The organism is Haloarcula rara (genome assembly GCF_029338235.1).
Classification (GTDB): Archaea; Halobacteriota; Halobacteria; order Halobacteriales; family Haloarculaceae; genus Haloarcula; species Haloarcula rara.
The window spans coordinates 403,433-426,754 of the sequence record NZ_CP119785.1 but is presented as its reverse complement, the minus strand read 5'-3'; the positions used below and the strand labels follow the sequence as shown (position 1 = coordinate 426,754).

The window sequence follows — 23,322 nt, the reverse complement described above, 5'->3', positions numbered from 1 at the left end:
CTTCTCGTCTCTCGTTCTTTCCGCTCGCCCATCGCCGTTAAGTCGCTGACGGACCTACTATCGACTATGTCGACCGCCCTGTTTCTGTCGAGCGCCGAAATCGCAGAGCTCGCTCGTCCCGATGAGTACGTCGACCCGGTCCGTGCGGGCTACCGAGAACGCGGCCACGGCGCCCCGGCTGAGCCCCGGACGACGCTGTTTTCGGACGCCCCGGCGGGGATGCTGACTGGCTATCTGGCTATCCTCCCGGAGACGGGGGCTATGGGCGGGTACACGTACGCCGCCGGCTTTGACGACCGGGACGCCCACTTCGCGCTGCCTATCTTCGACCCCGACTCCGGTACGCCGCTTTCCCTGCTCGACGGCGCGAGCATGAACCCCCACAAGACGGGTGCGGCCGGTGCCGTCGGTGTCGACGCTCTGGCCCCGGTCGACGCCTCGGACCTGGCGGTCATCGGGAGCGGCACCCAGGCCCGCGGCCAGCTCCGGGCGACCGCGACGGTGCGGGCGTTCGACCGTGTCGAGGTGTACTCGCCCACCCAATCACACCGTCAGGAGTTCGCCGCCGAGATGAACGAGGAGTTAGACGCTACCGTGGCCGCGGTCGCCTCCTCGGCTGCCGCCGTTGAGGGCGCAGACGTCGTTATTACCGCGACCAATGCCGACGAGCCCGTCTTCGACGGCGAGATGCTGGAGCCGGGGACCCACGTCACGGCGATGGGGCAGTATCACCCGGGAAAGCGCGAACTCGACACGACAACCATCGAGCGGGCGACCTACGTCCCTGACCTCCGTGCTCGCGTCACACGGGACGCGGGGTCGTTCATCCACGCCGTAGAAGAGGGGGTCGTCGACGAGGACCACGTCCACGCCGAACTCGGCGAGGTGCTCGTGGGTGATGCGCCGGGACGGGAGTCGCCCGACGATATCACGGTCTTTGACTCGGGCGGGACGGCCATCGAGACCGTGGCGGCCGCCAGGATGCTGTACGACCGCGCCGTCGAGGCGGGCGTCGGCGAGGAGATCGACTTCGCGCCCGCGAGCGAGGCGATGGGTAGTAACTGAGTTCCCTATCGGAGAAGCGTCCAGCGACGCGAAACATCTCCGGCTCTCGTAATCACTGATAGCTGAATCCACTGTTAGTCGAGGGGCCGCTAGACGTACGGCCCCAGTCCGAGCGCCTCGACGAGACCGATGCCGGCAACCAGCGCCCCCAGCAGGTACCCAGCGATAGTGCCGCCGTTCAGGAGCGGCAGTCCCGCGTGCGCGCGACCCTTGAGCACCAGCCACAGCAACACCGCGAGCCCGAGGAAGGTCCCGACCATGGCCGTGACCGCCGGGAGCGGCACACCGACCACTGTCTGCACGTCTGCGGGCGCGAAGAAGGCGGCACTGGCGACGAGGATGGCCGGGATGATGGCGTCGCCGAGGCCGATAAAGAGCGCGTCCCGCTCCAGTGGCCCCTGGTCCATCTCGTCGTCGGCCGGTTCCGCGTCTGTCGCCGGCGCCGCGTCGTCGGCCTCCGCCTCGTCCGCTTCGTCGTCCCCAGTCTCGGCCGCTCCGTCGTCGTCCGATTCAGTCGTCTCCCCGTCTCTCTCGTCTTCGTCCGCCGGGTCCGGTGTCGTCGCATCGAGGAAGGAGTACGACAGCGACAGCGGAATCACGAGTACAACGGGGACTCTGAGGTCCATCACCCCCGAGGCGAGTGTCAGCATGTGCTCAGTGCCGTACACGCTGATAGCGTCGTAGACGGCGAGGACCGACAGCAACAGCAGGGCGGGGAGGATACCGAAGCTGATGCCAAAGAGGCCGGCCGCGGCCGCGCCCATCACCGCGCCGGCGGTATCGATGACGTACCACTCCGGATACACGAGCAAGGCGACCCCCAGCAGCGTCGCCAGGGCGAGGGCGACGACGTTGAAGCCACCGACGTACACCGGCGGCGCGACCAGGCGGAAGATGTACAGCGAGAGCCACGCGCTGGAGAAGACGATGAGTCCGCGGATGAGCTGGTCGGCGTCGTACCTGAACGCGAGCAACATCCCGCCCGTGGCCACCAAGATGGCCACGACGTAGACGATGCTGTTGGTCGGGTCCGACGGGTCCTCGACGGCCTGGTAGCCGGCCGTCTCGAACGGCTCGACCAAGGCGAGCGCGCCCACCTGGACGAACAGGAAGATGAGACCGATGAGCGTACACCCGGCGACGGCGCGCCAGCGTCTGTCCATGCCATCCGTCGCACAGGCCCGGATTTCAGCGTTACGGACTGCTCTGAGGGGGCCCAGCTGCGCGGCCTGCCGTCATCGCGCGTACAACGGTGTCCCAAGCAGCGCCGGGAGGTGGACCCCACTGGTCGGCGAGACGGCCATGTAGGGCCGCTCGACCGGTCCGAACACGTCGACCACCTCGCCGACCGACGTGAGCTCGTCGTCCACGACTCGCGTCCCGATATCGGTGTAGCTCTCGTCGGTGGCCCGGACCACGGCGAGCCCCTGTGCCAGCCACTCGACCGAGCCCACGCGTCTCATTCGCGCAGTACCTGGACGTAGGCGGCGACGGCGCCCAGCAGGTCGGTCTTCGTGGCGTCGTCGGCGTCTTTGACGATAACGCGACCCCGCTGTTCGCGCTCGCGGGGGTACGTCTTGTCCCGTTCGATGACGGCGTCGTAGCCCACCTGCTGGACCGCCTTCGCTATCTCGTCGACTGTCGGCTCTGTCACCGCCAGGTCGCTTGGGACGCGGCGCCCCTCGCTGCGCGAGCGCTCCGCGTCGAACGCGACCGGCCAGATGACGTTCTCGACCATGCCCGACAGTCGCCACCCCTGACTTATGTGTTTTTCCGACGGTCCCGGGGAAGGTATACACTTACATGATTGTACATACAACTGGGCCCCAGATGGTCAACAAAGCCTTCCTCAGTCTCGCAGCAGTCGTGCTGTTTGCCGTGTTCGGCACAGGGGTCTTCGTCGGGATGCAGGTCGGCGGACTCTCTGAGGAGGGGCCTGACAGCCCAGCAGCCTCGGAGACGAGCCCACAGAAAACCGACACACAGGCCACTACGACGCCCTCCGGGTCCGACTCGACGACGGAACCGTCGGACGGCAATGACACCGATGACGAAGAGATCGTCCAGCGCGAGCCGATTCCGGCGCGGGAGTTCAACGAACGCAACATCAGTACCACTATCGTCGCGAACATCAACGACGCCCGAGAGAGCGAGGGGTTAGACTCACTGTCGACAAGTGGTGGTACGGCAGCGGACGTAGAACGGATGGCCGACAGTCACAGCGCCGCTATGGCAGATGCCGGTCGGGCCGGTCACACTATCGACGAGGTCGCCAGCGCCGACCGATACGAGCAATACGGCCTCTATGACTCCTGTCAGTTCCAGGTCGAGAGCTATATCGAGAACGCCAAGGACAACGACCTCGAAGTCATCGGGCAGACCTACGCCGGCCAGCAGTACCCCGAAAACGGGACCCAGCAGTTCAACGAGAACGACACGGCGGTCGCCAACAGCTTGACCGAGGACTGGCTGTCGACCTCGATTTTCCGTGACCGGCTGACCTACCAGAACGCCGACCGTATCGGCGTCGGCGTCACCGTCACGAACTCCGGAGCCGTCTACGCGACCGTCAACCTCTGTTGACACCTCCGGCTAGGCTGCTAACAGCGAGAGGATTCCGGCGTCGTCGGCCTGAGGGAGCCGCTCTCTCTCTCCGTTCACAGTGCGGCGGATGTCACCGACGTTCCCACAGGACCTGTGCCACCATCGAGAGGACGGTGTCACCGTGCTGTGTCGTCGTCGCCACCTCGATGGCGACCCGACCGCGGTCCTCGTCGAACGGCTCTTTCTCGCGTATCTCCGTGCTGACCGAGAGCCTGTCGCCGGGGCGGACCGGCTCGGGCCACCGGAGCGAATCGACACCCAGTGCCCCCAGCGCTCGGGAGTCGGTCAGCCAGCCGTCGACCAGGAGCCGCATCGTCATCGCCGCCGTGTGCCAGCCGCTGGCGACCAGCCCGCCGAACATCGACGACGCTGCGGCCTCCGGGTCGGTGTGTATCGGCTGTGGGTCGTACTGACCCGCGAAGTCCGTGACCGCCTCGGCTGTGACCTCGCACTCGCCGAAACTGTCGGTGTCTCCGACGGCAAGCCCCTCGAAATAGTTCATACGGGCACAAGGGCCGGTCGCGGCCTAACGGTACCGGAAAAACAGAGCGCTCAGGCCGGGGTGGGGGTCGGGGTCGCCGTCGCGTTGCCCGACGTACTGTTGTCGGCCGTGCTGTTGTCGCTGGTCTCGTTTCCGCTGCTCGAGGACTGCTGGTCCTGTATCCACTGGTCGTACTCATCCTGTGGCATCACCTCGACGGTCCCGAGCATCTCGGAGTGGCCCGAGCCACAGTACTCCGCACAGTACAGCTGGTAGGAACCCGTCTCCGTCGGGACGGTTCGGAGCTGGTTGTACTGACCGGGGAAGGCGTCGGCCTTTAGCCCGAGGCTGGGCACGTGGAACGCGTGGAGCCAGTCAGTGGACGTGACCCGCAAGTTCACTTCCTGGTTGGCCGGTAGCCGGAGCGTCTCGGTCGAGGTGACGTCGGTCCCCTGATCGAAGCTCGACCCATTGTAGTAGAACGTCCAGCCGTAGCGGTACGCTTCGACCTCGATGTGCTCGACCTCTTCGGTCTGGAGATCAGCCTGATTGGTCGATTCGGCCGTCACGAAGGGACTGGCCATCACCTGATAGGACGCTATACCGACGAACAGGAGGATGACGGCCGTCGCGACCGTCCACGTGATCTCTAGCCGGCGGTTCTCCATCGTCGGCAGGGGCTCTTCGCGGTTGCGGAACCGCCAGACGGTGTAGATGAGAATCCCCTCGACCAGTACGGTAATGGGGATGGCCACGTAGAGCAGATTATTGTTGAGGTTCCATATCTGCTCTACGGACGTAGAGGCCGATGGCTGTGCGGCGACCGGCTCGGCGGCGAACGCGAGCAGCGCAGCGCCGAGGAGTGCGACCAGACCGGCGCGTCTCCGAGTCATGTGCGCGGCTTAGGATTTCGGGGATAAATAACTGCTGTCTCGACCCGGGGAACTGGTCGTTGTCGTAGAATCGGCCCAGGCGCCACCAGCGGACACTGCGTGGTTCTCCCAGGACACGAGAAAAAGCGAGGAGTCTAAGTGTGCGCCGTCAAAGGAAGGTAGTAATGGCAGAGAGTCGGACCTTCACCGGGTTGTTGGCCGCGACGGCAGTCGGTGTCTATCTGCTGGTCATCGCCGGTGCGACGGCGACCATCACTGACGCCGTCGCCGCCTGTACCTCCTGGCCGCTGTGCCAGGGGCCGGTGACGCTCGCCGAGCCCGACCTGTTGATAGCGCGTGGGCACCGCTTGCTTGCGGCGGTCGTCGGTACACTCGCGCTCGGGACGGTCTCGCTGGGCCTCCGGACGGCGACGCGTCGGCGTGTCACGGTCGCACTGCTCGTCGGTATCGCGCTGTATCCCGTCCAGATTGCGCTGGGTGCGTTCGTCGCCACTGCCGGCCCGGCAGCCCTCCCCGGCGCCCACCTCGGCGTCGGGATGGCTATCTTCGTCTCGTTCGTGCTCGCGCTCGCGTGGCAGCTGGAGTTCGAGACGGGCGATGCGGACGAGACCCCGGTCGAGGACCTCTCGCCGGCGCCGATGCCCGACGACGAGGAGACGGACTCGCCGCCCCCGGTCGGTGCACTCTCGAGGAAAGAGCGCGTGCTGGGGACCCTGGGCGCGTACTTCCGGCTGATGAAACCGCGACTGATGTGGCTGCTGTGTCTGGTCGCCGCCGCCGGCATGGCGCTTGCGGCCGGACCCGCGCTGACGACCCGGACCGTCCTTTTGACGCTGGGCGGCGGTGTGCTCTCTATCGGCGCCTCCGGGACGTTCAATCACGTGCTTGAGCGCGATATCGACAAGCGGATGGACCGTACCTCGGACCGACCCATCGCGACTCACCGGATTCCGGTGGCTAACGCGATGGCCTTCGGTGTCGCGCTCGCGGCCGCAGCCCTCGTCCTGTTCTGGCAGGTCAACGTGCTGGCGGCGGCGCTGGGACTCACCGCAATCCTGTTCTACAGCGTCATCTACACGCTCGTGCTGAAACCGAACACCGTCCAGAACACGGTCATTGGTGGGGCCGCGGGGGCGCTACCGGCGCTCATCGGCTGGGTCGCCGTCGAGGGGAGCCTCGGTCTGCCCGGCATCGCGCTGGCCGGCGTTATCTTCCTGTGGACGCCCGCCCACTTCTACAACCTCGCGCTGGCGTACAAGGACGACTACGAGGCCGGCGGCTTCCCGATGATGCCGGTCGTCCGCGGCGAGACGGAGACACGTAAACACATCGTCTACTACCTGGGCGCGACGCTGGTGGGGTCGGGCGTCCTGGCAGCGATGACCTCGCTGGGCTGGTTGTACGCCCTGACCTCAGCGAGCGTGGGGGCCGTCTTCCTCTGGGCGGTCATCCGGCTGCATCGCGAGCAGACCGAGGGCGCCGCGTTCCGGGCGTTCCACGCTTCGAACGCCTATCTGGGCCTGCTCCTGGTGGCCATCGTCGTCGACTCACTCGCCCTATGAGCACGCTCGAGAACGACTGGCGCGGGCTGGTACCCGAGGGGCGCTCGCTCGCGCTCTGGGCCGTCGTCATCAACACGGAGCTCTTGCTGGTGCTGCTGTATCTCCTCTTGCTCCCCGGGGCCGCGACGGACGCGTTCTTGCTCGCCTTCCCCTTTATCTGGCTCAACGTCGCCGCCTGGGTGCTCCTGCGAGTGCGACCCGCGCCCGCCGCTGACCGCCGCCGATACCTCGCCGCGGCCGTCGCCGTCGGTTACGGCCTCCTGCTTGGCTACGTCGGCGGCGTCTTCGGCACAGGCGGCGCGGGTACGGGACTCCGCGTCGTGCTCGCGGCGCCGCCAGGCTTTGCTCCGTCGTTCGTCTACAGCGGGACGACCCTCGCGGTCGTATTCACGCCGTGGAAAGTGGCGGGCTATCTGGCCCTGTCGTATCTCGTCTACGTCACCGTCGTCGACGCCAGCGGCGGGCTCGCCGGCGGCGTGGTCGGCCTCTTCTCGTGTGTGAGCTGTGTGCTTCCCATCGTCGCGTCCGTCGTCGGCGGGGCCATCGGCGCCGGCGGGGCGCTGTACCAGGTCGCGATGAGCCAGTCCTACGGGCTCTCGACGGCTGTCTTTCTCGTCTCGGTCGGGCTGCTGTACGCCGTCCACCGGTTCGACATCACCGTCGCCAGCTGGCTCCGCGCGAACGTGCTCGACTGACGCCGGTCGAACAGCCACAGACATTTACCCGCGGCGTTGCTCTCAACGGATATGACGGCTGTCGAAATAGAATACTGCGTTCCCTGTGGCTTTCGCGACCGAGCACTGGACGTACAGCGCGCGGTTTTGAACGCGCTGGAGACCGAGCTCGACCGCGTGAGCCTGGTGACGGGCGACCACGGCGTCTTCCGCGTCACCGTCGACGGCGAGGCGGTCTACGAGAAAAGCGAGGACGACTACGACATCGACGGTATCGTCCGGCAGGTCCGGGACCGGTTGTAGCCGCCCCGAGAACGGAACGGCTTTCGGCCATCGATTCTGACCCACGGGTATGACCGAGGTACTCGTCGCGGAGGAGGTCCGCCGAAGCTACGGCGACACCGTCGCACTCGACGGGGTATCGCTGTCGGCGACGGCGGGCGAGGTGCTTGCGCTGGTCGGCCCGAACGGGGCCGGCAAGACGACGCTCGTTCGCGCGCTGACCGGGACCACGGACGCCGAGGGGCGCGTCGAACTGTTCGGGGCGGCACCGACGGCGGTCGACCGCGACCGCATCGGCCTGCTCCCGCAGTCCTTTACCCCCCACGAACGACTGACGGCACGCGAACTGGTCAGCTACTACGCCGGGCTGTACGACGAGACCCGGGACGTCGACGCCGTCCTGGACGACGTCGGGCTGGCCGACACCGCCGACACCCACTACGAGAACCTCTCGGGCGGTCAGCAGCGCCGGACCTGTGTGGCGACGGCGCTCATCAACGACCCCGACTTGCTCGTGCTGGACGAGCCCACGACCGGCATCGACCCGGCCGGCCGGCAGGCGCTGTGGGACCTACTTGAGGGGCTGGCCGACAGGGGCGTCACCATCCTCGTGACGACCCACTACATGGAAGAGGCCCAGCGGCTCGCCGACCGCGTGGGGCTGCTGGCCGACGGGCGGCTCGTCGCGCTCGACGCCCCCGAGGCGCTGGTGGCCGACCACGGCGGCGACAGCCAGCTCCTCGTCGACGGGGAGTTCAATGCGGGGGCCGCCGATGCTATCGACTACCCGGCACAGACGACGCTCCGGAACGGCCGGCTGGTCGTCTACGGCGTCCGTCCGGAGTCCATCGGGGGCGTCGTCGACGCGCTCGACGCGGCCGGACTGGGCTATGACAGCCTGACGTGGAAACAGCCGGACCTCGAGGACGTCTATCTGGAACTGACCGGTACCGGCGTCGGCCGGTCGGGCGAGCCGAGAGAGACCGCCTCCGCGGCCGCGGGAGGGGCCAGATGAGCCGCCTCGGTCGGCTCCGGTCCGAATCCCGCGCGGCCAGCCGCGCGTTCCTGCGACGCCGGACAGCCGTCTTCTTCACCTTCTTTTTCCCGCTCATCATCGTCGTCATCTTCGGCGTGCTGGTCCAGACGCGACCCGGCGGCGGGGGGCTGTTCACCCGTGAACCGGCCTACTACGTGCCGGGCTATCTCGCAGTGGTCGTCCTCTTCACGCCGCTCTCGCGGGTCGGCAGCGAGGTCGCGCGCCACCGCGACGGCAACCGCTTCGAGAAGCTGGCGACCACACCGCTGACCCGGCCCGAGTGGCTGCTGGCACAGACGCTCGTGAACACGGTCATCATCGGGCTGGCGGGACTGCTCCTGCTCGGCCTGATGGTCGTGCTGACCGGCGCCGACATCGTGTTCTCGCCGCTCCTCCTGCCCTTCGTCGTGCTCGGCGTCGCGCTGTTCTGTGGCGTCGGCGCCATGCTGGGCAGTCTCGCGAGCTCCCAGGACGGCGTCATCTCGGCGAGCAACGGTATCGCGCTGCCCTTGCTCTTCCTCTCGGAGACGTTCGTCCCGCCGGAGTTGCTTCCGGCGTGGTTCCCCACGTGGCTCTCGCCGCTCACCTACTTCTCCCGGGGGGTGCGAGCGGTCAGCACCGGAAACGGCGAGATAGTGGTGCCGCTGGCAGTGCTTGTGGTCTGTGCCGTCGTATCGTTCGCTGTCGGCGCGTGGCTGTTGCCTCGAACGGACTGAGCCGTCGGGGTGCGCGTGTTCTCCCCGTCGAAAAATACCGCGGTGATCCTCACGACTCGGCTATCCCCTGGTAGGCGAGGACCGCCCCGACCACGAACACTGCCGTGGCGAGGTAGATGGGACCGAGATGCGTCAGCCAGTCGTGGGCGAACGCCCCGCCCGTCCAGTGCATCGGGAGCGCCAGAGCGAGGGCGACGACCGCGGCGACGACCGCCGTTGCCCACGCCCATCTGAGGCGCTGCTGGATACCGTACCACGAGAGCGCAGTCACCGCGATACCCGTCGAGATGATAAAGGCCGCCGTGGCGACGTGCAGGTGGCTGATGTAGTAGGCGACGGCCGGGTTCAGCTCCGCCGGCGTCAGCCCGCCGAGCGTGCTCACGCCGAGTTCGAAGCCGCTTCCCAGGAAATTCAGCGCCAGGAAGACGACGCCGTAGCCGACGAACGCGACGCCTGCGAGCGTCATCAGGATGGACCCCTGCTGGAGCTTCGAACTGCGCTCGACTTCGGTTCCTGTGACCGTCTGTTCTGTGGATTCCATAGCTCGTCTCACACTGTCTGTAGGTGTTCCTCGCGGAGTTCCTCGTCGGTGAACTCCTTTCCGTGTTCGTCTCGCATGTGGTTCTGTGCCAGGCTGATGGCCTCGGACTCGTCTTCCGATTGGACGATGAACCGGCAGTCGTTGGCCTGTGTCTCACAGTCGAGTCGATGTGCGTCTGTCATTCTCTCTCACTCTATTGAACTGACGAGAGCGTGCGTGAGGTAGCTATCGACTGATACGACGGCAGCGACTGCACGACTGTCAGTCGCTGCCCGCCGGGCAGTGGCTGGCCCGGCGTTACCGACCACCGGCTGGACCGGACGCAAGCGGTGGGTGCGTTCCCCGGTAGGCGTCACAGCGTGACGCCACCCACTCCCGTGCCGTGGGGGCGTCGGCATCGATAATCACGCGCACTGTCCCGCTCTCGGGGTCGCACCCGGTGACGGCCACGCGGCCGTCGAAGACGGCGAACCCGTGAGGCGGCAGGTCCTCGTGGGTTCGAACCGCGACTTGTTCACTGTCTGTGATTCGGGATACTTGCTCGGCGTGGGTCCTGTGGAGCTGTTCGACGACGGTCGGCGTATCGACTATCTCGACGGTGCCGTCGGTCGCCAGCCGACAGAGCTCGTCCATGCACGGTTCGAGTACGGCGAGGCCAGCCCCGACAACCCGGGCCTCACTGGTCGACTCGAGCAACGACTCGAATCTGTTCACCGGGCGGTAGGGGTCTGCAGACACCGCGGTCGTCACGACCGCGTCCGACCACATCCAGACGGTGAACCCGCTCGTACCGGTCGGTAGCAGTCCCCACACGTCACGCAGTGCCTGTTCGGTTTCCAGCCGGTCGAGGAACTCCGTCATCCCGGTTGCGACGAACGTCCCGAGCTCCGTCGCCTCGTACTGCCCGTCCCGACGTCGGACCCAGCGTCGCTCCTCGAACGCCCGTAGCGTACGCCTGAGGGTGGAGTCTGAGACGGCAGTAACCGACAGGAGTTCGGCCCGACTTCGGGGACGCTCTGCCATCGCATCGAGTGCGGCCACGCGGTGGTGGGACCGCGAGAGGTACTCGACGTCGTCGAGTGGTGAACTGATAGTGCTCGCGCCCATGGTATATGTCCACACACCAACAAGTTAGCTGATTCGATTGGCCGGTCCGACGAGCGGTGCCCTATCGCCGTAGTCTCGGCCCGACGATGGCCAGCAACAGGGCGGCGTCCTCACCGCGTGGCACCCAGCCGTAGATGTGGTTCAGCATGACGTAGGTAACGATGCCGAGAAACAGCGAGAGCCCCCACGCGGCGACCGCGATGCGCCCGACCTTTGCGTGGGCGGTCTGTCGGAGTTCCTCGGGCGTGTGTGACAGTCCCAGGACGACGGCGTGGACGACGACCGGCACCGAGACGGCGGAAAGGAGAATGTGGATGGCAAGCATAATCAGATAGGCGTAGTAGACCGGTCCCTCGACCAGAATCGACTTCTCGAAGCCGCCGCCGACCTTCAGGAGGTACAGCACGAGGAAGGCGAGGATGAGTCCGAACGCGGAAAGCATCGCCGCCCGGTGCTTGCGGACCTGGTCGGTCCGGATGAAGTAGACGCCGGCGACGATGGCTGTCAGCGCTGCGGTGTTGACGACCGCGATAGCGTCGGACAGCAGGATGACGGTCTCGTTGCTGATGGATGGGAACGGGAAGACCCCGCCGAACGTCCCGAAGACGAGGATGTAGCCGACGAGCGATAACACGGCGGTGACACGGCGCGGGGAGGCTCTCGCCTGCGACTGGAGTCTGTCTGCGACGGCCATACCGGAACTGAGAATTCGAGGGGTTTCCGTGTTCTGGAACGGAGCCGGCCTCGGGCGCCGCTCAGGCGAACGTCTTCGAGACGTCCTCGTCCTCTTCTTCGTCCTGCTGAATCTTCACCCAGGCGTCGTGGAAGTCTTCCATCCGGACCTCGGTGCGGTCGTCGCGGATGGCGAACATCCCGGCCTCCGTACAGATTGCCTTCACGTCGGCACCGGAGGCGTCCTCGATTTCGGCGGCGAGCTCGCCGAAGTCCACGTCGTCGGCGACGTTCATGCTGCGGGTGTGAATCTGGAAGATCTGCTCGCGACCCTCGACGTCGGGGTTGGGCACCTCGATGAGGCGGTCGAACCGGCCCGGACGGAGGATAGCGCGGTCGAGCATATCGAAGCGGTTGGTCGCGGCGATGATGCGGATGTCGCCGCGGTCGTCGAAGCCGTCCATCTCCGAGAGCAGCTGCATCATCGTCCGCTGGACCTCGGCGTCGCCGGAGGTCTTCGAGTCGGTCCGCTTGGCCGCGATGGCGTCTATCTCGTCGATGAAGACGACGGCGGGCTCCTCCTGGCGGGCGAGTTCGAACAGGTCACGGACGAGTTTTGCGCCCTCGCCGATGAACTTGTGGACCAGTTCTGAGCCGGCCATCTTGATGAAGGTGGCGTCGGTCTCGTTGGCGACGGCTTTCGCGAGCATCGTCTTGCCGGTGCCGGGCGGCCCGTGCAGTAGGACACCGCTTGGCGGCTCGATGCCGACCTCCTCGAACATCCCCGGGTTGATAAGCGGCATCTCGACGGTCTCGCGGACCTCCTCCATCTGCTCTTCGATGCCGCCGATGTCGGCGAAGGTGACATCGGGCGACTGGTCGACCTGCATCACGCGAGCGCGGACGTCCGTCTCGTCGTTGAGCTGTTTGACAATTGATAAGGAGTTGTTGACGGCGACGCGGTCGTCCGGCGCGAGGTCCTCGCGCATCTCGTCGGTGACCTCGGTCAGGGCCTCCTGGTTGTTGCCGTGCTGTTTGATGATAGCACCGTCGTCGTTGAGCTCCTGGACCGTGGCGACGAACAGCGGCGACTGCTTGAGCTTCTTGTTCTCGTGAGTGAGTCGCTCCAGCTTCTGCTGGTACTTGTTGTTCTCGGCGTTGGCGTCAAGCAGCTTGTCCCGCATCTCCTCGTTCTGGGATTCGAGCACCTCCAGACGCTCCTGCAGCGCCTCGATCTTCTTTTGCATGGAGGCGCCCTCGTCGTAGGGCAGGTCCACCTCGTCGACGGTGTCGGTCATTATGGCCCTACTAGTGGGTGAATCATTAAGAGGCTTCGGGTAGTGCCAGATACCGATACCGGCAGTAGCGACCCGGAGGACCCCGAAGACGGCACTCACTCGGATGGTGGGTGAACCGGCAGTTTTCTTTCCGGTCGTGGGCAACGTCTCGTATGGCAACATCGGACACTTCGGTGGTCGTGGTCGGTGGCGGCGTCGCGGGGCTCTCGGCGGCCCTCTATACTGGCCGGGCGGGGCTCCAGACGACCGTCGTCTCGACCGGCGAATCAATCCTGCGGCGCAACGCCCACCTCGAGAACTACCCGGGCTTCCCGGCCGGGGTCAACCCCCGGCTTCTGCTGGACTTGCTGGAGGAACAGGTCGAAGACGCGGGCGCCACGTTCGCAGACGGGCGTATCCAGCGTGTGACCCGCGAGGGTGACGGGTTCGAACTGCTGGCCGCCGACGGCGACAGCTACGAGGCCGACTACGTCGTCGCGGCCTCGTGGTCCGACGCGACGTATCTGGAGGGCCTCGACGTGGACTTCCTCGACCGCGGCTCGAAGACGTTCGTCGGCGTCGACGACTTCGGCTCGACGACGGTCGAGGGCCTGTACGTGGCGGGCCGCCTGTCCGAGCAACACCACCAGACCGTCGTCGCCGCCGGCCACGGCGCACAGGTCGGTCTCGCGGTCGTCGAGGACAGCGACGTCGACTTCTACCACGACTGGACGGTCCCGGAGGGCTACTTCACCGAGCGGGGCCGCGATGTCCCGCCGGGATGTACGGAGATAGACGAGGCGGCGCGCGAGCGGCGCGAGGCAGAGTCGATTGAGCGGATGCGGGAGGCCTTCGCGGAGCCACACCCCGAAGAACCGACAATGCACCCGAGTCTCGTCGACGAAGACTAGCCGCCGAGCGAGTCGCCGGGACGGTCGAACTTTTAGGCCGCGACGGCTAAGGGAGGGGTATGTTGGAGGGAGTCAACGTCGTTCTCGGTGTTTCGGGCTCCATCGCGGCGGTCAAGACCGTGGAACTGGCCCACGAGCTTCGCCGCCAGGGGGCCGCGGTCCGGGCGGTCATGACCGACAGCGCGACGGGTATCGTCCACCCCTGGGCCGTCGAGTTTGCGACGGAGAACGACGTCGTGACCGGCCTCACGGGCCGGGTCGAACACGTCGAGCTCTGTGGCGTCGACGGGTGGGGCGACGTCCTCCTGCTCGCGCCGGCGACCGCGAACACGGTGGGGAAGGTCGCCGCCGCCGTCGACGACACGCCAGTGACGACGACGGCGACGACGGCGCTCGGTGCGGGTCTGCCCGTCGTCGTGGCCCCGGCGATGCACGAGCCGATGTACGACCATCCCGGCGTGCTCGACGCCATCTCCCGGGTCAAGTCCTGGGGCGTCGATTTTGTGAACCCCCGCATCGAAGAGGGGAAGGCGAAAATCGCGACGGCGGAGGCCATCGTCACGGCGGTCGCGCGGGCGGCGGGCGCCCGACCCCTCACGGGTCGGCACGTCGTCGTCACCGCTGGCGCGACCACGGAGGCAATCGACCCGGTGCGGACCCTCTCGAACCGCGCCTCGGGCCGGACCGGCCGAGCGGTCGCCCGGGCCTGTCACGTTCTCGGGGCCGAGGTGACGCTGGTTCAGGATGGCATGGAGGTCCCCTACGCGACCGTCGAACGCGTCGAATCGGCCGCCGAGATGACCGCCGCCGTCGCCGAGGTCGCCGACGAGGCCGACGCGCTCGTCTCGGCCGCCGCCATCTCGGACTACACCGTCGACGCCGCCGCCGAGAAGATACGCAGCGGCCAGGAGCGACTGACCCTCGAGCTCGAACCGACGCCCAAGCTCATCGACACCGTCCGGGCCGACCATCCAGACCTGCCCATCGTCGGGTTCAAGGTCGAGTCGACGGGCGGGGACGAGGGGTTGCTCGCCCGCGCCCGTGACCTCATCGAACGGGTCGACCTCGCCTTCGTCGTCGCGAACGACGCCGGTGTGATGGGCGAAGCGGGGACCAGAGCCCTGCTCGTCGAGGGCGAGGGCCACGCCGAGTACACCGGTGACAAACAGGGGCTTGGCGTCGCTGTCGCCAAGAAACTGGCCGAAAAAGTGGGCGAACAATCGTCCGTGGCCGAGTGATTGCGAAATAGTTTTGCGTATCCCGACGCTCGCTTCCGGTAACGACTGTAGCGCCTCTCAGAGACACAGATTCAGGATTCTCATAACCTACCGTGACTACTTCCGACGCCTTCCGCTTGCTGGTGCCCGTCGCCGACTCCGTGACGGTGCGAAACACCGTCGCGTACGCGGTCGACGTGGCCACCGAGGCGGCCGCGGACCGGCCCGTCGAACTCCACGTCGTCGACGTCGCCTCGACCCGCGCGGTCGACCCGGACGCGCCGGCGGAACTGGCCGCCGCCAGCGACCTGCTCGACCGGGTCGAGGCCTGGGTGGACGAGGACACGGGCGGGGAGCGCCCGTCGAATCTCTCGCTGGTCACCGAGGTTCTCGGCGCCGACCAGTACTTGTTCAGTCCCGGCGACTACGCCGACGTCTTGCTTTCCTACGCCGACGAACAGGCTATCGACCGAATCGTTCTGGACCCCGAATACAGCCCCGGAGGCGCAGGTCCCATGCTGCGGCCCCTGACAATCGAGCTGGCCCGCGGCGACGTGGCAATAGAGGAAGCGCCCGTCGAGCGCCGGACGGAACGGACAGTGCTCACCCGGGCGGCCTCGCTCCCGAAGTACCTCGCCGTCTTCGGCGCCTCCTACCTGTTCTACATGTTGCTCTCGGCGTGGAAACCCATCGACGTTTTCACCGGCTTTCTCACGGCGACGCTTGTCGCCGTCCTGCTCGCCCCGGTCGCGTTCAGCGACCAGCCCTCTTTCACCCGCGTGGCTAAACAGACCGTCAGGATGGCAATCTACACGCCCTATCTGTTCAAGGAGATCGCCGTCGCGAACCTCCAGATAGCCTACGTGGTCCTCCACCCAGACCTGCCTATCGACCCCGAAGTGGTCGAGCTCAAGGCGGCCGTCTGGGGCGACACCGCGGTGACGACGCTGGCAAACAGCATCACGCTCACCCCGGGGACGCTGACGGTAAGCGTCACCGACCGGGCCTTCGCCATCCACTCGCTGACCGCCGGCTCGCGGGCGGACCTCTTCGACGGCGGGCTGGAACGCGCCGTTCGGTTCGTCTTCTACGGCAGGGAGGCTGCGGCCATCGCGACCCCGCGTGAACGCGGGGACGACGGGGGGCACAGCGATGGTTGAGTTCTCGACATCGCTGCTAGCTATCGCCGCGGCTTTCGTCCTCTTCGCCGTCGTCGCCCTCTATCGGGTGTTCGTCGGCCCGACCATCCACGACAGGGTCATCGCCGTCAACGTCGCCGGCACCAACACCGTGATAGCCATCGCGCTGGTCGCCGCGGCCTTCGAGGAGTCGGCGTTTCTGGACGTCGCGCTCGTCTACGCACTGCTGAACTTCCTGCTCTCGATAGCCTTCTCGAAGTTCAACGTCGAGCACGGGGGTGTGCTATGACGCCAGTCGAGTGGGCCATCGTCGCGCTGGCGCTGCTTGGCGCTTTCTTCGGTGCCGTCGCCGCCATCGGTATCATTCGTATGCCCGACATATACACGCGCGCACACGCGGCATCGAAGAGTGACACGCTCGGTGCGGTGCTCACCATCGCCGCGGTCGCCCTGGCTCTCGAATCGAGTCTCTCGACAGTCAAGGCCGTCTTCCTGGTCATCTTCATGTTCCTCACGAACCCGACGGCGGCCCACGCAATCGCCCGGGCCGCGGAGGACCAGGGTATCGAACCGTGGACGACGGAGGACGAACAATGAGTCTGACCCTGCTCGAAGGGGCGTTGCTACTCTTCGTACTGGCCTGTGCGCTGGGCACGGCGCTACTGAAGGACACGCTGGCGGCAGTCATCGCCTTCGCCGCCTACAGCCTGGGTATCTCCATCATCTGGCTCGTCCTCCAGGCCCCCGACGTGGGGCTGACCGAGGCCGCCGTCGGCGCTGGTATCATGACCATCCTGTTCCTGCTGGCACTGGCCAACACGGTCACGCCGGAGGTAGACACGCTCTTCGAGTCGGTCCGCTGGCGGACGGTCTTCTTCGTCGGCGGGTTCGTGCTCGTGATGGCCGCGACGGTGCCGTCGCTGCCGGCCATCGGCGACCCGACCGCGCCCGTCGTCGGCGGCGAGGTCACCCAGTACTACCTGGAAAACGCCAAGAAGGAGACGCAGGTGAAAAACGCGGTGACAGCGGTGCTTGCGGCCTACCGTGGCTTCGACACCCTCGGGGAGGCCGTCGTGGTCTTCTCGGCCGGCGTCGTCGCCCTCTCCGTGCTCCGTCGGGAGGTGTTCGCATGAGCGCCGACGACGGGCCGGGGCTGTACGTCGAGTCCACCATCATCATGACGACGGTCCGGGTCGTCGCCCCCTTCGTGCTGACCTTCGCCCTCTTTATCATGTTCCACGGTGCGGACACGCCCGGGGGCGGGTTCCAGGGCGGCGTCATCGCCGGCTCGGTCGTGATGATGCTCGCCTTCGCCTACGGCATCGACTCGACGCGCCAGTGGGTCGACGTGCGCGTCGTCGCGGCGCTGGCCTCCGGCGGCGTCCTCGTTTTCGCCGGTATCGGGCTGGGGGCGATGGCGCTCGGTGGGAACTTCCTCCAGTACAACGTCTACGAACCGTACTACTACGAGGCCAGCAAGTACGGTATCGAGCTGGTCGAGCTCGGTATCGGCGGTATCGTCGCCAGCGTCGCCATCGGGCTCTTTTTCCTGATTGCGGCCGGCTTCGGTCACGTCACGGGGGAGGGTGAGCGATGACGGCCGACCCCCTCCAGCTCGACTTGCTGACGAGCCGGTACAACTACTACGCGGTCATGCTATTGCTGGGTATCGGGCTGTACACCCTCATCGAGTCGCCCAACCTCGTGAAGAAGGTCATCGGGATGAACATCTTCCAGACGGGTATCTTCCTGTTTTTCGTCACGCTGGCCTACCGGACCGGCGGGAACCCGCCGATTGTGACGAAGGGAGGGGGTCCATACGCGAGCCCGCTGCCACACGTCCTCATCCTGACTGCCATCGTCGTCGGGGTGGCCCTCACTGCGGTCGCCCTCGCGCTCATCGTCCGTATCTACTCGGAGTACGGCACGCTCGACGAAGACACCCTGGAGGAACTCTACTATGATTGAACATCTCCCCGTCCTGCTGGTCGTTCTGCCAATTATCGGCGCCTCGGTGCCGCTGGTTGCGAGTCTGTACACCGATCGGATCGGCTGGTCAATCGCCGTCCTCACGATGCTCGCCTATGCCGCGCTCGCGGGTCTGCTCGCCCAGCAGGTCTGGCCCGACACCGTCGTCAGCTACGCCGTCGGCGGGTTCGCACTGCCATACGGCATCGAATTGGTCGTCGACGGGCTCTCGCTTGCCGTGGTGCTTCTCATCAGCGCCATCACGCTTGGCGTGCTCGCGTACGCGAGACACGCCGGGCCCCACGAGAACACGTTCTACAGCCAGCTGCTCCTGCTTGTCACCGGGCTCACGGGGATGACGGTGACCGGCGACGTATTCAACCTCTATGTCTTCCTCGAAATCACCGGGCTCGCGGCCTACGGGCTCGTCGCCAGCGGTCGCGAGGCCAGCGCGGCCGTCGCGGCGCTGAAGTACCTCATCATCGGGACCGTCGGCGCCTCGCTGTATCTGCTGGGCGTCGGTTACGCACTCGCCGTGACGGGCACGCTCAACATGGCCGATATGAGCGGGAAACTCGCCGCGGTCGGCTACGACTCGACGCTGGTCCTGACCGCCTTCGGGTTGATGGTCGGCGGCCTCTCGGTGAAAGTCGCGCTGTTCCCGCTACACACCTGGCAGCCCGACGCCTACGCGAACTCCCCCGACAGCGTCAGCGCCTTTATCTCGGCACTGGTCTCGACGGTCTCGGCGTACGCGCTCGCGCGCCTGCTGTTCTCGGTCTTTACCGTCGACTTCCTGACCGCGGTACCCGCAGCGCGCTGGGCGCTCATCGTCGTCGCGTCGGTGAGCATCGTCGCCGGGTCGGCGCTAGCCGTCTCGCAGGCCAGCGTCCAGCGGATGCTGGCATACTCCTCCGTGTCGCAGTTCGGGCTCGTCATCGCCGGCTTCGCCGTCGCGACGCCCATCGCGGTGGTCGGCGCGACCGTCCATCTCGTCGGCCACGCCGTAATGAAAGGCGGGCTCTTCGCCGCGACCGGCATCATTGAGCGCGAGACGGGCACCACGACAATCGGCGGCTACGCCGGGATGGGCGGGCGGACGCCGCTGGCCGCCGGCGCCTTTACCGTTCTCGCGCTGGGCATGGTCGGCGTCCCGCCAGCTATCGGCTTCGTCGGCAAGTGGTACATCCTCGTCGGCGCCGTCGAGGCCGAGCTATGGCCGGTCGTCGCCGTGTTGCTCGCGAGCACGCTGTTGACCCTTGCCTACTTCGCCCGGCTCGGTGAGCGGCTCTACTTCGCCGAGCCGACCATCCGCGAAGAGGGGGCCATCGCCGACGGGGGAGAGGGGTCCGACGGGGGTGAGCGAGCCGAAGGGTCGCGAAGTTCGTCAGAACCCCGTTCTGAGGGCGGTGACGGGGACGATGGTGAGAACGCTGTCTCCACCGGGATGCTCGCTGTGCTCGTCGTCGCCGCCGTCCTCGCCGTCGCGCTGACGGCTGCCGTCCCGGCGCTCGAACAGCTCCTGACAGAGACACTGCCGCCACTCATACAATGACAGACGTCGCATCCCTCAGACCACTGGCCGCCGTGCTCGTCTCAGCGCTAGCTATCCCCGTGATTCTCTCGCTGGACTCGCGACCCGACGTCCGCGAGGGCGTCACCCTCCTCGTGGCCGGGTCGAAACTCGCCATCGTCGCCAGCATGGTCCCCGGTGTGCTGTCGGGGACCACGTACGTTACCGAGGTGGTCGACCTGGGCAACGGGCTCGTATTCGCGCTCCAGGCCGACGCGCTCGGTATCCTCTTTGGCCTGCTCGCGAGCCTGCTGTGGGTCGTCACCAGCTTCTACTCCATCGGCTACATGCGCGGGCTGAGCGAACACGCCCAGACCAGATACTTCGCTTCCTTTGCGGCCAGCGTCGCCACAGCCATCGGCGTGGCCTTCGGTGCGAACCTGCTGACTCTCTTTGTCTTCTACGAACTGCTGACGGTGTCGACGTACCCGCTGGTCACCCACGACGAGACCGACGAGGCCCGCGCCGCCGGCCGGAAGTACCTCACCTACACCTTCGGCGGCGGTGTCGCCGTCCTCGGCGGAACGCTGCTGGTCTACTTCCTGACCGGAACGACCGCGTTCACGCCCGGCGGTATCGAGGCGCTGGCGACGGCCGACCCCACGCTCGCGAAGGCCGCCTTCGCCCTGCTCGCGGCCGGCTTCGGCGTGAAAGCGGCGCTGATGCCCGCTCACTCCTGGCTGCCCGACGCGATGGTCGCGCCGACGCCCGTCTCTGGGCTGCTCCACGCCGTCGCGGTCGTCAAGAGCGGCGTCTTCGGCATCGCCCGGGTCGTGCTGGACGTCTTCGGGACCGACCTCATGGCCGACCTCGGGGTCGCACTGCCCCTCGCCGCGGTCGCCGCCTTCACCCTGCTCGCATCGAGTGTCATCGCCCTGCGCCAGGACAACCTCAAGCGCCGGCTGGCCTACTCCACTATCAGCCAGCTCTCTTACATCGTCCTGGGGCTCGCGCTCCTCGAGGGGAACGCCCTGATAGGCGGCCTGCTCCACATCCCCGCACACGCCTTCATGAAGCTCACCCTGTTCTTCTGTGCGGGCGCCATCCACGTCGAGACCCACACCGACGACATCAGCGACATGGCCGGTATCGGCACACGGATGCCCCTGACGATGGCCGCCTTCGCTGTCGCCGCGGCGGGGATGGCCGGCATTCCCCTCGTTGCGGGCTTTGTCAGCAAGTGGTATCTCGTCATCGGGGCGCTGGAGGGCAGCCAGTCGATTTTCGCCGCCGCCCTGCTGGTCTCCGGGGTGCTGAACATCGCGTACTTCTGGCCCATCGTCTACCAGGCGTACTTCGAGACGCCCGAACACCACGACGAGAAACCGCTTGTCAGCGCCGTCTTCGGGGGGAGCGAGGCCGTTCGCTCCGACGGCGGCGAGGGGACCGACAGTCCCCGCTCCTCGTCGGACTCACAGTCTGACGGCGCCGAGGCAAGCCAGTCGGGCTCGCCAGACCTGACCCGGGAAGAGCCAGCCGAAGACGCCGACCACCCCGGCGCTGGCGACGAACCGGATTCCGAGGCTGACGAGTCGGTGCCCGACCCGGCTCACGTCGACCACCTCGGGAAGTTCCACGAGGACGAGGAACACCACGGCGGCCCGCCCGAGGGCGGCTGGGACCGCCGGGGCTGGCAGGGTCAGGAGAGCACCTGGTTCATGCTCGGCCCGATTCTGACCGCGGCGACGCTGTCGCTGGCACTCGGTATCGCGCCGCGACTGGCGGTGTTCCTGCGTATCGTCGAGAGTATCGTCGGCGGACTGCCGGGGGTGATGGGCTGATGGCGGGCCCGCTGACTACCGTTCCGCCCGTGGTCGTCCTGCTCGCCGTCGCGATAGCTATCGCCGCTTTGCCCCGGCGAGCCGGCCACGCACTCGGTATCGTCGCCTCAGGGGCGGCACTCGCCTGGGCGTGGGCCGTCCCCTCCGGGGCCTTCCTCCGGACGACGTTCCTCGGGTTCGACGCCGTGCTGCTGAACGTCGACGACTTCTCCCGGCTGATGGGCGTCATCTTCGGCATCATCGGGGTCGCGGCGGTCCTCTATTCGTACGCCAGCGAGGCCGAGAGCGTCCAGACCGCCTTCGCGTACTCCTACGTCGCCACCAGCTACGGCGCGGTCTTCGCCGGTGACTGGCTGACGCTCCTCTTCTTCTGGGAGCTGATGGCCGTCACCAGCACGCTGCTCGTGTGGCACTACCGCGGGAAGGCGGTCCGTGCCGGCTACCGGTACGCCATCTTCCACGGTATCGGCGGGACCCTCCTGATGGCTGCAATCCTCCAGAACTACGCCATCAAGGGGACCTTCCTCTTTGGCTCGGTTCCCGGTGGGCCCGAGACGATGGGTATCGCCGCGGGTCTGCCAGCGGCCCTCGCCGCGGTGGGTATCGGCGTTAACGTCGGCTTCATCGGCCTGCACGCCTGGCTGCCCGACACCTACCCCCGGCCACACATTGCCGCTAGCGTCTTCCTCTGCGTGTTCACGACGAAGACCGGCGTCTACGGGATGTACCGGGCGTTCCCCGACGGCCACGTCGCTATCGCCTACATGGGCGGCGGGATGGCCGTTTTCGGCGCCACCTTCGCCCTCTTCCAGAACGACATGCGACGGCTGCTCTCCTATCACATCCAGTCCCAGGTCGGCTACATGATAGCCGGCGTCGGCATCGGGTCGGCGCTCTCGCAGGCCGGCGCCTTCGCCCACGTGTTCAACCACATCCTCTACAAGGGGCTGCTGTTCATGACCGCCGGCGTCGTCGTCTATCGAACCGGCGAGGAGAACCTGAAGAAACTGGGCGGGCTGGCACGAAAGATGCCGATTACGGCCGGTGCGTTCACCGTGGCGGCGCTCTCTATCGCCGGCTTCCCCGGTTTCAACGGCTTCGTCAGCAAAGGTATCGTCATCGACGGTGCTCACTACACGTTCGTGGATGGTCCGGTGCCGGTGTACGAGTGGACGACCCTGGAGTGGCTCCTCCTGCTGGGTGGGGTCGGTACGTTCATGTCGTTCATCAAGTTCGGCTACTACGCCTTCTTCCACGGCGAGTACGACGGCGACGTCGAGGACGCCAACCGCGGCCAGAGCGTTGCGATGGTCGGTATCGCCGCCCTCTGTGTGTTCTATGGGCTGTTCGACGGGGCGCTCTTCTCTTTGCTCCCCTTCGACGTCACCAGCAAGGCCGCCGTCGAGAAGGTGTACACGACCTACACCGTCGTCCACGTCGTCGAGGGCGTTATCCTGGGACTCATCGGCCTCGTCGGCTTCGCGCTCGCGAAGAAACCGCTCTCGAAACTCGGTCGAGTCCCCGACATAGATAGTCTCACCAACCCGGCCGTGTTCTACGGGACCCGCGGACTGGTCGTCGGCCTCACCGACCTCTATGCTGCCGTCGACCGGGCGGCCGTCGCCGGGGCGAGCACCGTCGTCAACTCAGTTACAAATCCTGATACCGTCTACGAGGAGGTAGTCGAGGGTGACCACTCGAACCCACTCCGGGCCGGTATCGGCGTCAGCATCCTCGTACTCGCCGTTTTCGTGACAGTCGTGCTACTTCTCTTGCCCTGAATATACAGGGTGTTTTCACAGCGGATAATCGGTGCTGTACCT

The 23,322-nt window shown here is 66.5% G+C and carries 28 protein-coding genes; 18 read left to right on the top strand and 10 right to left on the bottom strand.

Annotated features, from left to right (window positions below):
- The first annotated feature begins 66 nt into the window (after positions 1-66).
- The gene (locus P1K32_RS02200; protein ID WP_276251092.1) at positions 67-1,065 is read left to right on the top strand and encodes an ornithine cyclodeaminase family protein; all 999 of its coding nucleotides are present in this window, start codon (positions 67-69) and stop codon (positions 1,063-1,065) included.
- Between the two features lie 89 nt (positions 1,066-1,154).
- Here the strand turns inward: P1K32_RS02200 and P1K32_RS02195 are convergent, their stop codons facing one another.
- The 3 genes from P1K32_RS02195 to srp19 form a co-directional block, all read right to left on the bottom strand.
- Positions 1,155-2,228 carry a presenilin family intramembrane aspartyl protease PSH gene (locus P1K32_RS02195; protein ID WP_276251091.1) on the bottom strand — a complete coding sequence of 358 codons (1,074 nt, stop codon included), beginning with the start codon at positions 2,226-2,228 and terminating at the stop codon, positions 1,155-1,157.
- Between the two features lie 72 nt (positions 2,229-2,300).
- Complete coding sequence (locus tag P1K32_RS02190) at positions 2,301-2,528, bottom strand: H/ACA ribonucleoprotein complex subunit GAR1 (RefSeq protein WP_276251090.1); 228 nt, start codon at positions 2,526-2,528, stop codon at positions 2,301-2,303.
- A complete protein-coding gene (gene srp19, locus P1K32_RS02185) occupies positions 2,525-2,803 on the bottom strand; it encodes a signal recognition particle subunit SRP19 (protein ID WP_276251089.1) in 279 nt (92 codons plus the stop codon). The genes P1K32_RS02190 and srp19 overlap by 4 nt, the downstream gene beginning before the upstream one ends.
- Before the next feature lie 92 nt (positions 2,804-2,895).
- Between srp19 and P1K32_RS02180 the strand changes: the two genes are divergently transcribed.
- Positions 2,896-3,648: a CAP domain-containing protein gene (locus P1K32_RS02180; protein ID WP_276251088.1), complete on the top strand. Its 753-nt coding sequence runs from the start codon at positions 2,896-2,898 to the stop codon at positions 3,646-3,648.
- Between the two features lie 91 nt (positions 3,649-3,739).
- Here the strand turns inward: P1K32_RS02180 and P1K32_RS02175 are convergent, their stop codons facing one another.
- Together P1K32_RS02175 and coxB are read right to left on the bottom strand one after the other, a co-directional pair.
- Complete coding sequence (locus P1K32_RS02175; protein WP_276251087.1) at positions 3,740-4,171, bottom strand: MaoC family dehydratase; 432 nt, start codon at positions 4,169-4,171, stop codon at positions 3,740-3,742.
- Positions 4,172-4,221: 50 nt separating this feature from the next.
- Entirely contained in the window at positions 4,222-5,043 is an 822-nt protein-coding gene (gene coxB, locus P1K32_RS02170) for a cytochrome c oxidase subunit II (RefSeq protein WP_276251086.1), read from the bottom strand.
- 164 nt (positions 5,044-5,207) lie between these two features.
- On the opposite strand from coxB, the gene P1K32_RS02165 reads away from it, so the two are divergent.
- Genes P1K32_RS02165 through P1K32_RS02145 form a run of 5 tightly spaced genes read left to right on the top strand, consistent with a single transcriptional unit; the run spans position 5,208 to position 9,313 of the window.
- Complete coding sequence (locus tag P1K32_RS02165; RefSeq protein WP_276251085.1) at positions 5,208-6,605, top strand: heme o synthase; 1,398 nt, start codon at positions 5,208-5,210, stop codon at positions 6,603-6,605.
- The gene (locus P1K32_RS02160) at positions 6,602-7,300 is read left to right on the top strand and encodes a DUF7546 family protein (protein ID WP_276251084.1); all 699 of its coding nucleotides are present in this window, start codon (positions 6,602-6,604) and stop codon (positions 7,298-7,300) included. Before P1K32_RS02165 ends, P1K32_RS02160 begins: the two co-directional genes overlap by 4 nt.
- 51 nt (positions 7,301-7,351) lie before the next feature.
- Entirely contained in the window at positions 7,352-7,582 is a 231-nt protein-coding gene (locus tag P1K32_RS02155) for an Rdx family protein (protein ID WP_276251083.1), read from the top strand.
- A 49-nt stretch (positions 7,583-7,631) separates the two neighbouring features.
- Positions 7,632-8,576 carry an ABC transporter ATP-binding protein gene (locus P1K32_RS02150; RefSeq protein ID WP_276251082.1) on the top strand — a complete coding sequence of 315 codons (945 nt, stop codon included), beginning with the start codon at positions 7,632-7,634 and terminating at the stop codon, positions 8,574-8,576.
- Positions 8,573-9,313, top strand: a complete 741-nt coding sequence (locus P1K32_RS02145) for an ABC transporter permease (RefSeq protein ID WP_276251081.1) — start codon at positions 8,573-8,575, stop codon at positions 9,311-9,313. The genes P1K32_RS02150 and P1K32_RS02145 overlap by 4 nt, the downstream gene beginning before the upstream one ends.
- 49 nt (positions 9,314-9,362) lie before the next feature.
- On the opposite strand, the gene P1K32_RS02140 is transcribed toward P1K32_RS02145, so the two are convergent.
- From P1K32_RS02140 to pan1, 5 genes are all read right to left on the bottom strand, one after another.
- Positions 9,363-9,854, bottom strand: coding sequence for a hypothetical protein (locus P1K32_RS02140; protein ID WP_276251080.1), 492 nt, complete (start codon positions 9,852-9,854; stop codon positions 9,363-9,365).
- A gap of 8 nt (positions 9,855-9,862) precedes the next feature.
- A complete protein-coding gene (locus P1K32_RS02135) occupies positions 9,863-10,036 on the bottom strand; it encodes a DUF1059 domain-containing protein (protein ID WP_276251079.1) in 174 nt (57 codons plus the stop codon).
- A gap of 115 nt (positions 10,037-10,151) precedes the next feature.
- The gene (locus P1K32_RS02130; RefSeq protein WP_276251078.1) at positions 10,152-10,961 is read right to left on the bottom strand and encodes a helix-turn-helix transcriptional regulator; all 810 of its coding nucleotides are present in this window, start codon (positions 10,959-10,961) and stop codon (positions 10,152-10,154) included.
- 61 nt (positions 10,962-11,022) lie between these two features.
- On the bottom strand, positions 11,023-11,655 hold the full coding sequence (locus tag P1K32_RS02125; RefSeq protein WP_276251077.1) for a DUF420 domain-containing protein: 633 nt from the start codon (positions 11,653-11,655) through the stop codon (positions 11,023-11,025).
- A gap of 61 nt (positions 11,656-11,716) precedes the next feature.
- On the bottom strand, positions 11,717-12,931 hold the full coding sequence (gene pan1, locus P1K32_RS02120) for a proteasome-activating nucleotidase Pan1 (protein WP_276251076.1): 1,215 nt from the start codon (positions 12,929-12,931) through the stop codon (positions 11,717-11,719).
- Positions 12,932-13,083: 152 nt separating this feature from the next.
- On the opposite strand from pan1, the gene P1K32_RS02115 reads away from it, so the two are divergent.
- The 11 genes from P1K32_RS02115 (at position 13,084) to P1K32_RS02065 (ending at position 23,280) form a co-directional block, all read left to right on the top strand.
- Complete coding sequence (locus tag P1K32_RS02115; RefSeq protein ID WP_276251075.1) at positions 13,084-13,821, top strand: FAD-binding protein; 738 nt, start codon at positions 13,084-13,086, stop codon at positions 13,819-13,821.
- Between the two features lie 59 nt (positions 13,822-13,880).
- A complete protein-coding gene (coaBC, locus tag P1K32_RS02110; RefSeq protein WP_276251074.1) occupies positions 13,881-15,059 on the top strand; it encodes a bifunctional phosphopantothenoylcysteine decarboxylase/phosphopantothenate--cysteine ligase CoaBC in 1,179 nt (392 codons plus the stop codon).
- Positions 15,060-15,199: 140 nt separating this feature from the next.
- Positions 15,200-16,198, top strand: a complete 999-nt coding sequence (locus tag P1K32_RS02105) for a monovalent cation/H+ antiporter subunit E (protein ID WP_276252156.1) — start codon at positions 15,200-15,202, stop codon at positions 16,196-16,198.
- Entirely contained in the window at positions 16,191-16,466 is a 276-nt protein-coding gene (locus tag P1K32_RS02100) for a cation:proton antiporter (RefSeq protein WP_276251073.1), read from the top strand. Before P1K32_RS02105 ends, P1K32_RS02100 begins: the two co-directional genes overlap by 8 nt.
- Positions 16,463-16,774, top strand: coding sequence for a monovalent cation/H(+) antiporter subunit G (gene mnhG / locus P1K32_RS02095; RefSeq protein ID WP_276251072.1), 312 nt, complete (start codon positions 16,463-16,465; stop codon positions 16,772-16,774). Before P1K32_RS02100 ends, mnhG begins: the two co-directional genes overlap by 4 nt.
- A complete protein-coding gene (locus P1K32_RS02090) occupies positions 16,771-17,310 on the top strand; it encodes a DUF4040 domain-containing protein (protein ID WP_276251071.1) in 540 nt (179 codons plus the stop codon). The genes mnhG and P1K32_RS02090 overlap by 4 nt, the downstream gene beginning before the upstream one ends.
- Complete coding sequence (locus P1K32_RS02085; RefSeq protein ID WP_276251070.1) at positions 17,307-17,774, top strand: Na(+)/H(+) antiporter subunit B; 468 nt, start codon at positions 17,307-17,309, stop codon at positions 17,772-17,774. The genes P1K32_RS02090 and P1K32_RS02085 overlap by 4 nt, the downstream gene beginning before the upstream one ends.
- Positions 17,771-18,145, top strand: a complete 375-nt coding sequence (locus P1K32_RS02080; protein WP_276251069.1) for a cation:proton antiporter subunit C — start codon at positions 17,771-17,773, stop codon at positions 18,143-18,145. Before P1K32_RS02085 ends, P1K32_RS02080 begins: the two co-directional genes overlap by 4 nt.
- Positions 18,138-19,700, top strand: a complete 1,563-nt coding sequence (locus P1K32_RS02075) for a monovalent cation/H+ antiporter subunit D family protein (RefSeq protein WP_276251068.1) — start codon at positions 18,138-18,140, stop codon at positions 19,698-19,700. The genes P1K32_RS02080 and P1K32_RS02075 overlap by 8 nt, the downstream gene beginning before the upstream one ends.
- Positions 19,697-21,499 (top strand): proton-conducting transporter transmembrane domain-containing protein, encoded by a 1,803-nt coding sequence (locus P1K32_RS02070; protein ID WP_276251067.1) that lies wholly within the window; start codon positions 19,697-19,699, stop codon positions 21,497-21,499. Before P1K32_RS02075 ends, P1K32_RS02070 begins: the two co-directional genes overlap by 4 nt.
- Entirely contained in the window at positions 21,499-23,280 is a 1,782-nt protein-coding gene (locus tag P1K32_RS02065; RefSeq protein ID WP_276251066.1) for a Na(+)/H(+) antiporter subunit D, read from the top strand. The genes P1K32_RS02070 and P1K32_RS02065 overlap by 1 nt, the downstream gene beginning before the upstream one ends.
- Positions 23,281-23,322: the final 42 nt, after the last annotated feature.

Bases quoted from the DNA above. Each gene is read 5' to 3' on its own strand.
- P1K32_RS02200 (WP_276251092.1), top strand. From the start codon at position 67: ATGTCGACCGCCCTGTTTCTGTCGAGCGCCGAAATCGCAGAGCTCGCT.
- P1K32_RS02180 (WP_276251088.1), top strand. From the start codon at position 2,896: ATGGTCAACAAAGCCTTCCTCAGTCTCGCAGCAGTCGTGCTGTTTGCC.
- coxB (WP_276251086.1), bottom strand. From the start codon at position 5,043: ATGACTCGGAGACGCGCCGGTCTGGTCGCACTCCTCGGCGCTGCGCTG.
- mnhG (WP_276251072.1), top strand. From the start codon at position 16,463: ATGACGCCAGTCGAGTGGGCCATCGTCGCGCTGGCGCTGCTTGGCGCT.
- P1K32_RS02145 (WP_276251081.1), top strand. From the start codon at position 8,573: ATGAGCCGCCTCGGTCGGCTCCGGTCCGAATCCCGCGCGGCCAGCCGC.
- P1K32_RS02155 (WP_276251083.1), top strand. From the start codon at position 7,352: ATGACGGCTGTCGAAATAGAATACTGCGTTCCCTGTGGCTTTCGCGAC.
- P1K32_RS02130 (WP_276251078.1), bottom strand. From the start codon at position 10,961: ATGGGCGCGAGCACTATCAGTTCACCACTCGACGACGTCGAGTACCTC.
- P1K32_RS02090 (WP_276251071.1), top strand. From the start codon at position 16,771: ATGAGTCTGACCCTGCTCGAAGGGGCGTTGCTACTCTTCGTACTGGCC.
- P1K32_RS02075 (WP_276251068.1), top strand. From the start codon at position 18,138: ATGATTGAACATCTCCCCGTCCTGCTGGTCGTTCTGCCAATTATCGGC.
- P1K32_RS02150 (WP_276251082.1), top strand. From the start codon at position 7,632: ATGACCGAGGTACTCGTCGCGGAGGAGGTCCGCCGAAGCTACGGCGAC.
- P1K32_RS02080 (WP_276251069.1), top strand. From the start codon at position 17,771: ATGACGGCCGACCCCCTCCAGCTCGACTTGCTGACGAGCCGGTACAAC.
- P1K32_RS02190 (WP_276251090.1), bottom strand. From the start codon at position 2,528: ATGAGACGCGTGGGCTCGGTCGAGTGGCTGGCACAGGGGCTCGCCGTG.
- P1K32_RS02175 (WP_276251087.1), bottom strand. From the start codon at position 4,171: ATGAACTATTTCGAGGGGCTTGCCGTCGGAGACACCGACAGTTTCGGC.
- P1K32_RS02140 (WP_276251080.1), bottom strand. From the start codon at position 9,854: ATGGAATCCACAGAACAGACGGTCACAGGAACCGAAGTCGAGCGCAGT.
- P1K32_RS02165 (WP_276251085.1), top strand. From the start codon at position 5,208: ATGGCAGAGAGTCGGACCTTCACCGGGTTGTTGGCCGCGACGGCAGTC.
- P1K32_RS02065 (WP_276251066.1), top strand. From the start codon at position 21,499: ATGGCGGGCCCGCTGACTACCGTTCCGCCCGTGGTCGTCCTGCTCGCC.
- P1K32_RS02070 (WP_276251067.1), top strand. From the start codon at position 19,697: ATGACAGACGTCGCATCCCTCAGACCACTGGCCGCCGTGCTCGTCTCA.
- P1K32_RS02160 (WP_276251084.1), top strand. From the start codon at position 6,602: ATGAGCACGCTCGAGAACGACTGGCGCGGGCTGGTACCCGAGGGGCGC.
- P1K32_RS02100 (WP_276251073.1), top strand. From the start codon at position 16,191: ATGGTTGAGTTCTCGACATCGCTGCTAGCTATCGCCGCGGCTTTCGTC.
- P1K32_RS02085 (WP_276251070.1), top strand. From the start codon at position 17,307: ATGAGCGCCGACGACGGGCCGGGGCTGTACGTCGAGTCCACCATCATC.
- P1K32_RS02135 (WP_276251079.1), bottom strand. From the start codon at position 10,036: ATGACAGACGCACATCGACTCGACTGTGAGACACAGGCCAACGACTGC.
- pan1 (WP_276251076.1), bottom strand. From the start codon at position 12,931: ATGACCGACACCGTCGACGAGGTGGACCTGCCCTACGACGAGGGCGCC.
- P1K32_RS02115 (WP_276251075.1), top strand. From the start codon at position 13,084: ATGGCAACATCGGACACTTCGGTGGTCGTGGTCGGTGGCGGCGTCGCG.
- coaBC (WP_276251074.1), top strand. From the start codon at position 13,881: ATGTTGGAGGGAGTCAACGTCGTTCTCGGTGTTTCGGGCTCCATCGCG.
- P1K32_RS02125 (WP_276251077.1), bottom strand. From the start codon at position 11,655: ATGGCCGTCGCAGACAGACTCCAGTCGCAGGCGAGAGCCTCCCCGCGC.
- P1K32_RS02195 (WP_276251091.1), bottom strand. From the start codon at position 2,228: ATGGACAGACGCTGGCGCGCCGTCGCCGGGTGTACGCTCATCGGTCTC.
- srp19 (WP_276251089.1), bottom strand. From the start codon at position 2,803: ATGGTCGAGAACGTCATCTGGCCGGTCGCGTTCGACGCGGAGCGCTCG.